10 protein-coding genes and 1 other RNA gene are annotated in these 12,651 nt (G+C 43.3%); 5 read left to right on the top strand and 6 right to left on the bottom strand.

From position 1 onward, the window contains the following. Window positions 1-26: 26 nt before the first annotated feature. The 4 genes from MSG37_RS15385 to MSG37_RS15370 all read right to left on the bottom strand — a co-directional run bounded on the left by MSG37_RS15385 (window position 27) and on the right by MSG37_RS15370 (window position 3,575). A complete protein-coding gene (locus tag MSG37_RS15385) occupies window positions 27-596 on the bottom strand; it encodes a BON domain-containing protein (protein ID WP_248471533.1) in 570 nt (189 codons plus the stop codon). Continuing rightward, window positions 593-1,186: a phosphoheptose isomerase gene (locus MSG37_RS15380; protein WP_202723307.1), complete on the bottom strand. Its 594-nt coding sequence runs from the start codon at window positions 1,184-1,186 to the stop codon at window positions 593-595. Before MSG37_RS15380 ends, MSG37_RS15385 begins: the two co-directional genes overlap by 4 nt. A 62-nt stretch (window positions 1,187-1,248) precedes the next feature. Further along, complete coding sequence (locus MSG37_RS15375) at window positions 1,249-1,587, bottom strand: YraN family protein (RefSeq protein ID WP_248471532.1); 339 nt, start codon at window positions 1,585-1,587, stop codon at window positions 1,249-1,251. Window positions 1,588-1,700: 113 nt separating this feature from the next. Continuing rightward, on the bottom strand, window positions 1,701-3,575 hold the full coding sequence (locus tag MSG37_RS15370) for a penicillin-binding protein activator (RefSeq protein WP_248471531.1): 1,875 nt from the start codon (window positions 3,573-3,575) through the stop codon (window positions 1,701-1,703). A gap of 102 nt (window positions 3,576-3,677) precedes the next feature. Here MSG37_RS15370 and rsmI point away from each other — a divergent pair, with 102 nt between their 5' ends. Beyond that, window positions 3,678-4,520 carry a 16S rRNA (cytidine(1402)-2'-O)-methyltransferase gene (gene rsmI / locus MSG37_RS15365; protein WP_248471530.1) on the top strand — a complete coding sequence of 281 codons (843 nt, stop codon included), beginning with the start codon at window positions 3,678-3,680 and terminating at the stop codon, window positions 4,518-4,520. Window positions 4,521-4,676: 156 nt separating this feature from the next. Further along, window positions 4,677-5,020: RNase P RNA component class A (gene rnpB / locus MSG37_RS15360), an RNA gene on the top strand. A gap of 496 nt (window positions 5,021-5,516) precedes the next feature. Here the strand turns inward: rnpB and MSG37_RS15355 are convergent. Continuing rightward, window positions 5,517-6,725: an NAD(P)/FAD-dependent oxidoreductase gene (locus MSG37_RS15355; protein WP_248471529.1), complete on the bottom strand. Its 1,209-nt coding sequence runs from the start codon at window positions 6,723-6,725 to the stop codon at window positions 5,517-5,519. A gap of 441 nt (window positions 6,726-7,166) precedes the next feature. Between MSG37_RS15355 and MSG37_RS15350 the strand changes: the two genes are divergently transcribed. Then, window positions 7,167-9,662 (top strand): Ig-like domain-containing protein, encoded by a 2,496-nt coding sequence (locus MSG37_RS15350; protein WP_248471528.1) that lies wholly within the window; start codon window positions 7,167-7,169, stop codon window positions 9,660-9,662. Window positions 9,663-9,823: 161 nt separating this feature from the next. Here the strand turns inward: MSG37_RS15350 and MSG37_RS15345 are convergent, their stop codons facing one another. Further along, the gene (locus MSG37_RS15345) at window positions 9,824-10,693 is read right to left on the bottom strand and encodes a LysR substrate-binding domain-containing protein (RefSeq protein WP_248471527.1); all 870 of its coding nucleotides are present in this window, start codon (window positions 10,691-10,693) and stop codon (window positions 9,824-9,826) included. A gap of 278 nt (window positions 10,694-10,971) precedes the next feature. Here MSG37_RS15345 and MSG37_RS15340 point away from each other — a divergent pair, with 278 nt between their 5' ends. Beyond that, entirely contained in the window at window positions 10,972-11,238 is a 267-nt protein-coding gene (locus tag MSG37_RS15340) for a DksA/TraR family C4-type zinc finger protein (protein ID WP_248471526.1), read from the top strand. A 236-nt stretch (window positions 11,239-11,474) separates the two neighbouring features. Further along, entirely contained in the window at window positions 11,475-12,605 is a 1,131-nt protein-coding gene (locus tag MSG37_RS15335; RefSeq protein ID WP_248471525.1) for an S-(hydroxymethyl)glutathione dehydrogenase/class III alcohol dehydrogenase, read from the top strand. Window positions 12,606-12,651: the final 46 nt, after the last annotated feature.

The following is a 12,651-nucleotide window of genomic DNA, read 5'->3' as shown; positions in this document are numbered from 1 at the left end:
TTCTAAGTCAAATATCAGTAGGGGGATTAAGCGTCGACGTATTCAAACACCTTAATCACTTTACGCACGCCGGCAGTATTACGTGCAACTTCAACTGCTAAATCGGCTTGTTCGCGTTCCACGTAACCTATTAAAAATACTTCGCCGTTTTCAGTCACGACTTTGATATTGGTGACATCTAAACCACTTTCATTGAGCATGCGGCCCTTCACTTTGGTGGTGATCCAAGTGTCATTGCTACGTGTGGTGAAAGAGGTTGGGTTACCAATGCGGATTTGATTGTGGATCTTGCCGCCAATCTTTAACTCTTTTACGGTGCGGATCGCTTTGTCGCGCAGCATTGAGTTTGGCGCTTGGCCAATCATCAATACATTTCGGTTCATCACCACACCGCTGATATTGGCTTGGTTCTTTAAGTCATCATGAGACGCCAACGCACTGGAGATATTAAAATCGGCGTTGGTATCATCAATTTGGGTCTTAAAGCTGCGCTCGTCATTAACCATCATTGCACCGCCAACTGCGCCGACCATAACGGCACCAGCACAGCCTTGTAGCATTAATACAATAGCGATTAATGGGAGCAGTGATCTCATGCTTGTTCGTCCTGTGGGAACAACGTACGGTCAATATTGTCGCATAAACAATGGATTGCAAGTAAATGCACTTCTTGAATACGCGCAGTAACGTTTGAAGGTACGCGGATCTCAACGTCATTAACGCTCAGTAGTCCAGCCATTGCGCCACCGTCTTTACCGGTAAGCGATACGATGGTCATGTCACGGCTTAGGGCTGCTTCCATTGCTTTAATTACGTTACCAGAGTTACCGCTGGTAGAGATAGCTAACAAGATATCGCCTGGTTGACCCAACGCCATGATCTGCTTTGAGAAGATCTCATCATAGCTGTAATCATTAGCAATTGCGGTAATGGTTGAAGTGTCACAGCTTAGTGCAATCGCAGGCAATGGCGGACGTTCAATTTCATAACGGTTTAATAATTCTGCAGAAAAATGCTGTGCATCACCTGCGCTACCACCGTTACCACACGCTAGAATCTTGTTACCACTCAGCAGGCAATGAACCATCATTTCTGCGGCTTTAGCGATTGACTCTGGCAGAGCTTCAGATGCATCAATTTTAGTTTGAATTGATTCGGTAAAGCTGTCTTTAATGCGTTCTAACATGGATAAACCCTATGTTTATTTGCCCACTTATAGCTAGGTGGTGCAGATGAAAATTAAACTATTTAAAAGGCATCGCGGATCCATTGAACCCCTTGAGGGTCGGCCGCAATAACATCGAAACGACAGACGGCGTCAATTCGATTTAACTGTATGTAATGGCTTGCCGCTTTTCTTATACGCTGGCTTTGTGCTGCGCTTAGCGCGTTAACTGCACCACCATAACGCGATGGAGAGCGGTATTTTACCTCAACAAAGACCCAATCGCTGCCATCTTTCATTACTAGGTCGATTTCGCCAAAACGATAGCGTACGTTTTGTTCGACAAAAGTTAGCCCGCGTTGTTCCAAATACTGGCGTGCATTGTATTCGGCAATTTGGCCTTGGTCATTGGTATTTACCATCAAACTTGCTCGTCCTTGTAGCTTAAATTTGACTATATCTTAAAGCATGAGCCGAGACTATTTGCCTCGACTTATTTAACTGTAAATAAGGTTAAAGACATTATATATCGACTTTACAGCGGGCGTAAGTTACCTCTTTGGTAACGACCCCAGCTAAGTTGGCGGTTCAATGTGCCATCTGGCTGAACGGATAACATGCCGCTGCGTCCGGTAAATTGGTAGCCCGGTAGTGCGCGCATTTGCGCGAGCTTGCCGACTAAATCAAGAGCATCATAACCCATGATATACAGGCGTTTACGACCGTTGCTCCAATTTGGCCATAGTTCGTTAACCATGCGAGTTTCTGTGTTTGGTGTTATCAACCAAGGAATGTCGCTAATGGTGAGGTTATTAAGTTCGTTAGCGGTCTCACGGTCGTTGCCTTCAACGCGGCTGCGGCTGGTGGTATAAAGCGGTACAGGTTCCGCAAACACGCTAAAGTTCACGTCAATAAAAGGCTTTAATAGTGCTAAATCTTTACTGGCTGAAATCATGTAAATAGCATCAATGTCGCGACGAGATCGAAAATCGGCTTCAATTTTAGGCGTTAGTATCGCTTTGATACGAGCAATACGCTCTTTACTGTCAATGACACCTAATGACTTTTGTACCGTGACTTTCATTTTGTCACCGCCATCATAGTAATGAATTTCCGCAGCGTTGTTAGTCAGTGTTTGCCATGCGCCATTAAAGCTTTCAGCCATGCGGCGGCCAATTGCGTCGTTACTTACCAGCAGTAGTGGCTGCTTAATACCGTCGTTATATAGGCGCTGAGCGGCATCAATTGCTTCATCGGTTGGTGATAATGCAAAAAAGAACTTGTCTGGATCTGCAGTAAACGTATCAATATGGTTTAAATACAGTTGTGGGATAGTTTTGCTCGTAACCGGAGTAACTGCAGCAGTCGGCGTGACTGGAGATACCGCTTCAGCTGTTGGCGTCATGTTTTGTAGCTGCTCAACTTCTGATTGCAGTAAAGGACCAATAATAAACTCTGCACCTGCAGTAACAGCTTGTTGATAAGCCGCTTGCGCGCCTGTTGCTGTATCAAAAAAGTTTAGCGCAATATCGTCATCACCCTTGGCCATGTAGTTAGCAATAATGCCTTGTTTGACTGTGTTAGCAATTGTGGCGCGCGGACCCGTCAATGGCAGTAATACTGCAATGTTCTTAGGCTGATAAGGCTGGGTGTTAAGTGCCTTTTCTAAGTCAGTAGGCAACTTTGCAGCAGCAGGGTGACGCGGATTTAATTGCTGCCAGCTGCCTAAGTGACGCACTAAATCGTTAGGGTCAACCGCATAATGTTTAGCGATATAAGCTAGCTGAATCCAACCGGCAAAGATTGGGTTTGCAGTGTCATCTTTAAAGTTGAGTAAGGTTTGCTCGCTAATAGGCTGCAATGAACCCCAAATCTTATCGTTGACCTCAACTGCTTGTGAAGCAGGTAAGTATTTGCTGAGTAAGCTTAATTGCCTTACTTCATCAATGGGTTGGTTGATTGATTGATATAAGTGAGCTTTAAATTGGTAATAGCTAACCCATTGCCAGTTTGGTAGTGACCAATTGCTTGGGTAATTCAGCTCGCGCAGGGCGTGGTCATAAGTTGAAACCATCTCTAATACGCGGGCTGACAGGTAGATATGCTCGGCAAGTATCTCAGGTTCTTGGCTAAGATCTTGGGCAATAGATTTTAGCGCTTTATCTGCTGCGCTAGCATTTCCTTCATTTATGAAGGCGTGCGCGGCAAGTAAAACGTACTTATCGCGGTTTTGCTTATTTTTTTCGTTAGCGGCTAATGCAAGATATTGCGATGATGCCTGAGTTACTGAAGCTAGAGAAACCTCAGTCTTTTCAGTCTTTACCGGTGCAGACGTCGTGCCGCAACCGAACAAAACTGCAGATAAAATCGCGCAAGAAATAAATTTTGTTGTATTCAGTCTTTTTAACACGGGTCTTCACTCTGGTAAGATGCTGCTATTAGTTTAACCTGCTCTTCCCCTTGGCGAAAGTATTGTTAGAAACTCTTGCCAACACTCAATACAGAGGTAGATATGGACCTGTCGGTCGCGCTTTACATTGTTCCCACTCCGATTGGGAATTTAGGAGACATCAGTAGCCGTGCATTAGAGGTGCTGAATCAGGTATCACTTATCGCCTGTGAAGACACTCGACACAGTGGCAAGTTATTAAGCCACTTTGGCATTGAAACCCGTAAAACGGCGTTGCATGACCACAATGAACGTGACAGAGCGCAGTGGATCATTCAAAAGCTGGGTAATGGTGAAGCTGTGGCCTTGATTTCAGATGCAGGCACACCGTTGATCTCAGATCCTGGCTATCACTTAGTAAAACAAGTGCGTGATGCCGGGTTTAATGTTATCCCGTTACCAGGCCCTTGCGCGGCAATTACTGCGTTATGCGCGTCAGGTTTACCATCTGACCGTTTCTCTTTTGAGGGCTTTTTGCCATCAAAAGAAAAGGCAAGGTTAGATAAATTAACTGCGCTCAAAGATGACCCGCGCACATTGATTTTTTATGAGTCACCGCATCGTATTGTGCACAGTCTAGAGTCTTTAGTTGTCGCTTTAGGTGAGGACCGTGAAATCGTGATGGCACGTGAAGTGACCAAAACTTTTGAAACATTTTTATCAGGCCCTGCTGCCGAAGTGCTGCAAACCGTTAAAGATGATCCGAACCAGCAGCGTGGCGAAATCGTATTAATGTGCCATGGTCACCGCAGTGATGAAGAGTCTGAATTCTCGCCGACAGTAATCAACACGCTTAAACTACTGTGTGAAGAGTTGCCATTGAAAAAAGCCGCTGCTGTAGCTGGTCAAATTTACGATATTAAAAAGAACGCACTTTATAAGCATGGTTTGGCGATAGGACTTTAAGGTCTAATTGTATTGGCTAACGTTTGATCTTGGTTTGGAGTGAGTGTTGCCTATTGCTAAGTGAATGAGTGGCTCTATTGCTAATAGATGGAGCTCTAATTCACAGTATGCATGAAAGTCCTTGGTTTGTTGCTTGAGCTTAGCTATAATCCGCGCCGAGTTGGCTAGACAGTTGCCGCGTTCGTAAGAACGGGGAGGAAAGTCCGGGCTTCAAAGAGCAGGGTACCAGGTAACGCCTGGGCGGTGTGAACCGACGACAAGTGCAGCAGAGAGGAGACCGCCAACTTCGGTTGGTAAGGGTGAAAGGGTGCGGTAAGAGCGCACCGGGCGACTAGTAATAGTTCGTTGCAAGGTAAACTCTACCCGAAGCAAGACCAAATAGGGTCCCGTATGGCGCTGCTCGCGTTGGGACCGGGTAGGTCGCTTGAGCCTGTGAGCGATTGCAGGCCTAGATGAATAACTGTCCACGACAGGACCCGGCTTATCGGCCAACTCACCTACTTAAAGAAAAGCCGCATCTCGAAAGAGGTGCGGCTTTTTTTGCTTTATAGCAATCAGCATAAGAAATTGATCTACTAAGTGCGATTTTTGGCAAACTGATTCAAGGCGAAAAGCTGCAATAATGGCTATTTCCTTACAAAGCTATTCAACACAGAAGTAGGTAGCTCAAAACGCTCCAGAATGGCGATGTTTAGTGATTTTGATGCTGTGGCTGTTAATAAGCAAAGCGGGAGTTTAAACCTAGTTTGATTATGCTCTTCACTCGTTGCAAGCTGCATGGTCTTGTATGTTCCAGACATACATAAGACATTTCCTCCATCCATGGAGGTCAGATGGAGCGAATGTCATTAAAGCACGACTAAATGTTTATACTGATTGGTATTATATCAGGTACAAAATGGTAGCCCACTTTTGGAAGGGCACCAGCTTATCTGGCACCTATTAAAAAAAAGCTTTCAACAGCAGTGTTGAGGAATTTTTTGTAAGGCACAAATTCTAAGCGGGTTTAAATAAGCACTTTAAGCGTTTGAAAATAATCAAACGTGACATAGCTAAATAGCCGCTAACGGTTTTTTGATGTAAGCGGAAAATCGTATCGTATAGGCGGCGCACTAAGCGGCCCTTTAAGATCAATCTGTCGTTCATCATGGTGCTAATAGCAAAGTTATGGCCGATAGCGACCACCATGCCGCCATCGTTGTAGACGAATGGTTTGAGTGGTTTGCCCTTTAAGTGAGCGACTAAATTTTTTGCCAAATGCACAGCTGCACGGTTAGCGGCCTGAGCTTTTGGCGGAACTTGGCTGCCATCTACTTGTGGAATGGCAGCGCAATCACCGAGTGCAAAAATCGATGAATCAAATGTGGTTGCTAGCGTTTGCTCAACCACTAATTGGTTAAGTGAATTACTTTGCAATCCGCCAATCTCTTTTAACCAGTCAGGGGCTTTAATGCCAGCCGCCCAAAATTGTACATCGGCATTAAGCACTTGACCGTCGCTGGTGGTCATACGATCCGCTTCAACACTGGCAATACGGGTATTAAGCATTACATTGATTTGATACTTTTCAAGTCTTAATAAAGCTTGTTCAGACATTTTCACCGGGCCATTGGGTAGCACTCTATTGGCCGCTTCAATCAAGTTAATGTTAAGCCATGCAGCATAAGGGTTTTCGCTAAGCTCAGCGCTGACCTTAGCTAGTTCCGCAGCAAGCTCTAACCCTGTTGCACCCGCGCCGACAATATTAATTGTGCAATCTTTACCTGAGCGCAGTAATGAACTGATTTGGTGCCAGCTATCACGTGCCTGCTGAGGTGTATCTAAGAACAAGCAATGCTCTTTTGCGCCTTGGGTGGCGAAGTCATTACTGATCGCGCCAATGGCAATAATGAGGTAATCGTAAGCTAGCGTATCGGTTTCGCCATTCGGTTTGCGTACGACTAGTTGTTTTGCCGCTCGATTAACATCAGTCATCCAAGCTTGGTAATGCATATAGCCATTTTTAGCGCCGTGGCTGAAATAACAAATAGTGTCGAGATCGCTGTCAAAGGTGCCAGCGGCGATTTCATGAAAGCGTGGCTTCCAGTAATGGTGAGTTTCACCTTCAACCAGAATAACTTCATCTTGGCTATTCACACTACGACCTAGCATACTTGCGATTTCAAGACCTGCAGCTCCACCGCCAACAATAACAATACGAGACATAATAATTCCTCTATGCATCGACAGATGCAGACATAATTTGAAAATTGAAATGAGCCTTGGGACTGAATGGGGATACGAAAGGTATGACCGAGTGCAGGGCTATTAGATGGCGCTCATTATAGTTATCGTCGTATTTGGAACAATTGGCTCAAAAGGTAAATTACTTTTACCAATCAGTAATAATAAGTGTTGTAGTTACCTTAGGAAAATGCAGAAGGTTTTGAGCTTAGATTTGGATATTTCTTGTTTTGCAAAACCTTTGTAGTTGCACAAGTTGATGAATATTAGAGATTTGTTGATTAAAAGGTTTTTTGATTCTCCAGTGAATTAAATGCGACTTGCATGTTGAAATGTTTCTTTTGTGTAAATAGAATGATGCCGCAATCCTATGTTTCGTCGGGGGTGTAGGAAAGGAATTCAAAATATATAAAAGGACTTAAAATGAAAAAAAACTTTTCATTAACGTTACTTGCAGCTGCTATTCTTGCTGGTTGTGGTGGCAGTGACTCATCTTCTGAAACATCACCACAACCGGTTGTTAATACTGCTCCCGTAGCTGCTGCAGATAACTTGTTGGTTCAGAATAATGCAGCGATTACGTTCGATGTACTGGCAAATGACTCAGATAGTGATGGTGATACGTTAACTATTACGTCAGTGGTTAACCAGCCAGAGAGTGGTACCGTTGAAATTGTTAATAATCAATTGCTTTATACTCCAGAGAACAATGTTGCAACTACAGATTCATTTACTTATGAAATTAGTGATGGTGAACTGACGGCTACCGCAGAAGTTGCTGTGACAGTTAATCATACCTTAACTATATCGGGACTTGTAACTGATTCACCTATTGCTAATGCATTGGTTTCAATTGCTATTGGCGATGACTTGTTTGAAGTTGAGGCCGATAGCAACGGTAATTATTCGTTGCCAATCACTATTAATGACATGTCTGCGCTTGTGCTTATCAATGCCAAAGGCAGTGCCGAGCAGGAGCAAGAAAGCGTTGAATTAGTAGCGATCGTAGGGCAAACAAGTACTTTGCTAACCAAGGCGGGTGAAGAGCGCCATTTAACCAATGAAGAAAAAAACTTAACTAATGTTACGCACGTATCTACTGCTAATTATTTGTTAGCTGAGGACCGTTCAGAAAGTGGTGAAATCACAACTGAGCTGCAGTTTAACCAGTTAGCGAGCGAAGTATCGCCCGAGGAATTAGTTCAAACATCGGCTTTCATTAAGTTATTGGTTGATAATGCCAATTTCGAGATCCCAGAAGGCGAAACTGTTTTATCTATATTAGAGCTAGATGCTGAAGCAGCAGAAGGTGGAATAGATACCAGTGAAGCTATTCAAGCTTATTTAGTGACAAATAATCATGTTGATGCGCATGGAGAGCTCACTCAGGCTTATGTTGCTGCATTAGAGGAAGCGATTGAAGAGACTGTCACTGATGAGAATGTGATTGAGCAATTTAGCGGTGAGCAAATTGCCAATAAAACCATGCTTTCTTTATACGGTGCAAAGCAAGGTTGGAATCAGCACTCTGGAATGGGAATGAACTTCAATGCTGATGGTTCCGGTGAGTTATATAAAAACTTTGGTAGTCATGATGACTCTGCTCCGGTCGATCTTACTTGGTCTGTAGTAGACGGTAATTTGAATGTGGAGTATCAAAATCATTCTTATAAAAGCTATCATTATATTCCTTACCCCTATGAAGCTTTGGTCGTTGATTATGGTTTTTCTCAAGTAGTCGTTGATGAGCTGATTGAGGCTACTGATGCAGGGCTAATTACTGAGCCTACGTTTAATATGGAATCAGGTGTGGCAAGCTCAAGTACTCGTTTAATAACTAGTAACTCAACTAGTTATCAAGTAGTTGTTAACGAGGTAGAGTATACTCAACTAAACCTTCCTGACTCAGTAACGACATGGTCCAACCCGACTCCAAGAGTTACCGATGAGCATTATTATAACCAGACTTTGATACACAGCCCTGAAAGTGCTTTTGATGGAAAAATGCTTGCAGATATAGAAGGTAGCTGGGTATTGGAGCTTGAAAACACAGTGGTCAGCGCCTACAACCAGGTTGAATTCACCTCTTTAATGGCTGATTTTGTTACGATTTCAGGATCTTCAGCAACCGCTAGAATATCCAGTCAGCAGTTTGAAGCATCACTAACTGAAGGTGTTTTAGCATTAACGAGTGGTAATGTTGTTTATAAATTTACTCCGGTAAAAACTGAGGGTAAAGGTCACTTAGCTCAGATTGAAAAGTGGGTGGATAATAAGCTCGAGCTGGTTTTAGCGAGACAGATTGCTAAATTTGATAATAGTTATGGGCGGTTAACGAATAATTTAGTCACTAGCCTACCAAATGCTCAAATAGCTTATATTAATGGGAGTATTCAGCAGCAATGGGATGGTGACAAGTTAAAGTTAGAAAACCTTTGGGGTTATAAGTTCAATCAGGATGGCACATTAAACCGAGGAATTTATGGTGTAACTGCTGAAGATGATTGGGAAGGTATAGGTAACGGTATTGGGTATTTTTATTTAGGTGATGATAGTTGGACATGGAGTCAAGCTGGACGGAATGTCAACTTAATGCAATCACTAGATTGGTCCGAAAGGCACCGCACTTGGGAAGTTATTTCTGTAGATGACCAAGGTCGAGCTTTAGTTTTGGAGCATGAAACTCGGGGCTGGGATATTAATAATAACGGTATTATTGAGGATAATGAGTACGGACAACTTATTTTTCCACGTATTAACGTCATTAAAAACAAGGATTTGAGCGATTGGCAAGCAGAGTGGCAAAATACCATTAATCTTGGATTGCTCTCTGTAAATGCTCCTACTGCGAAAATGCAAAAAGAATCTGCATTATCAGTCAAGTCACTAAACAATAGAGATGCAGTTGTTTTGAAGTAAATGCTGATAGCTTGTTTTATTGCTTAATATCTCGAGCGCATTTACTCTCAATAAAATTGCTATAAAGCTATAATTTACAAAACGAGTCGAAACTATCAGTTTTGACTCGTTTTTTGTTTTTGAGAGTACGGAGATATGAGCCTGGCTGTTATTTATTTAGATTACTTTAAACCCGCGCTTAAGTGTTCGAGCAACATACGCACTTTAGGTGAAAGGTGGCGGTTTTGTGGATATAACGCCCAAATCCCTTCTTCGGGTTGACGGTTTTGTTCCAGCAATGCCGTGAGCTCGCCGGCTTCGATATAGGGCAGTACGTAATAGTCCGGCAGCTGCACTATACCAATACCTTTAATGGCCGCATCTACTAATGCATGACCACTATTACAGCTCAAGCTGCCTTTGACCCGAACATTACGGGCTTTGCCATTCTCTTGAAAGCGCCAATAATCCATGGTGCCAATTAAGCAGTTGTGTTGATCAAGCTCTGATAATGAATGTGGAATGCCATAAGTAGATATATAGCTAGGTGATGCACAAACATATTGGGTACGACTGCTAAGCTTTTTGGCCATCATGCTGGAATCTTCTAGATGCCCAAGTCGAATGGCCAGATCGTAACCTTCATCAACTAAGTCTAACTTTTGATTAGTGAGATTAAGCTTCACCTCAAGCTCGGGGTAGAGCGCTGCAAAATCATTAATTAACGGCGCAATGGTCATTTCACCATAGGTCACAGGGGCAGTAATTTTAAGTAGCCCACGTGGGCTGGTTTGCAAATTGGTGATGGCGCGTTCGGCTTCCTCTAAACCATCGAGTACTTGGCGGCAATGTTGATAATAGATGCGACCCACTTCTGTTACTGACACCTTTCGGGTGGTGCGATGAAATAATTTCGATGCAAGTCGTGTTTCTAGTGCGCTGATTTGCCGGCTAACTTGGGCTGTCGATATACCTAATCGTTGTGATGCCTTAGTAAAGCTCTCTGCTTCAGCAACGGCGACGAACTCACTTACACCTTCCCAATTAAACATGCAGCTTCCTTATGGGGGTTGAACCAACTATTTTTACTGTATGGTAAAAGATATTTGCTATTTACGCTAATTATCATCTTATAAGAAATAAATATAATACATCCATCGAGTCGAGCAGTGATTATTGGATATTGATAAATAGCGTTAATCACTCATGAGTCTTTAGCCTATGTCGACTAAAGAGCAGACTTCAACTATAGGTTAATGGCTGCCAATTGGATAAGCCATTTGTCTTTATCATTTATTGGGCAACACAATTGTCATGCAGAGGTATCAATATGGCGGGTGGATGGTCTAGAGATGGTGCAATACAAGACCAAATCGACAGTAGCGTCGAAGACGCAGTTGCACAGGCAAGAAGTCGACTGCGTGACGGTATTAGTTTACAGCATTGTGAAGAATGCGGCGAAACGATCCCTGAGGCGAGAAGAGTAGCTGTGCCAGGTGTTCGACTCTGTATTCATTGTCAGAATGAAATCGATAACAGCCAGGCGAAGCAACATCTGTTTAATCGCCGCGGCAGTAAAGATAGCCAGTTACGTTAAATAACCAGCTGTATCAAATGGTGCTAAGCAGTAACACGCTTAGCACCGCCTTTAAGGCATATGTTTTAAAACTGCTTCTGTAAAGAATGAAGCAATTTCCAAAAGATTATTACCATATGGTAAAGGTAAATTACCTATTGATGGGATTATCAAAATCTAACAGGTAGTTATAATCTTTCCATACCCACTGCGGTGACACACCGTAATTTAGAGTTTAATAAAAGTAGGAATACAAGATGACAGCACAAACAATCAAATCAAAAGCCGCAGTTGCTTGGGCAGTTGGTCAACCATTATCGATGGAAATCGTCGATGTAATGCCACCGCAAAAAGGTGAAGTGCGCGTTAAAATGATCGCCACTGGCGTATGTCACACTGATGCATTTACATTATCAGGCGATGATCCAGAAGGTATCTTCCCTTGTATTCTTGGCCATGAAGGCGGCGGTATTGTTGAGTCAATCGGTGAGGGCGTGACAAGCGTTCAAGTCGGCGACCACGTTATCCCACTTTACACTCCAGAGTGTGGCGAATGTAAATTCTGTAAGTCTGGTAAGACTAACCTTTGTCAAAAAATTCGTGAAACCCAAGGTAAAGGTTTGATGCCTGATGGCACTACGCGTTTCTCTAAAGATGGCGTTGATATTTTCCATTACATGGGCACGTCAACTTTCTCTGAGTACACAGTATTACCTGAGATTTCTCTAGCTAAAGTGAATCCAGAAGCACCACTTGAAGAAGTGTGTCTGCTAGGTTGTGGTGTTACAACTGGTATGGGCGCGGTAATGAACACCGCTAAAGTTGAAGAAGGTGCAACCGTTGCTATCTTCGGTATGGGTGGTATTGGTTTGTCTGCGGTTATTGGCGCAGCAATGGCTAAAGCTTCACGTATCATCGCTATCGATATTAACGAAAGCAAGTTCGACTTAGCACGTAAACTTGGTGCCACTGATTGCATCAATCCAAAAGATTACGACAAGCCAATCCAAGACGTAATTGTAGAGCTAACTGACGGCGGCGTAGATTACTCATTCGAGTGTATCGGTAACGTACACGTTATGCGTAGCGCATTAGAGTGCTGCCATAAAGGTTGGGGTGAGTCAGTAGTTATTGGTGTTGCAGGTGCAGGTCAAGAGATCTCAACTCGTCCATTCCAATTAGTGACTGGCCGTGTTTGGAAAGGCAGTGCATTTGGTGGCGTTAAAGGCCGCTCTGAACTACCTGAATACGTCGAGCGTTACATGGCTGGCGAGTTCAAGTTAAACGACTTTATTACTCACACTATGGGTCTTGAGCAAGTTAACGAAGCATTCGACCTAATGCACGAAGGTAAGAGTATTCGTACTGTTATCCACTTCGATAAGTAATTCAGTAGTACAAAACAACAAGCGCTTTCGGGCGCTTGTTTTTTTA

The sequence above is a fragment of the Shewanella sp. 1CM18E genome (genome assembly GCF_023161665.1).
Lineage (GTDB): Bacteria > Pseudomonadota > Gammaproteobacteria > Enterobacterales > Shewanellaceae > Shewanella.
Note: the sequence above shows the minus strand (reverse complement) of the source record. Positions and strands in the feature narration are given on the sequence as shown.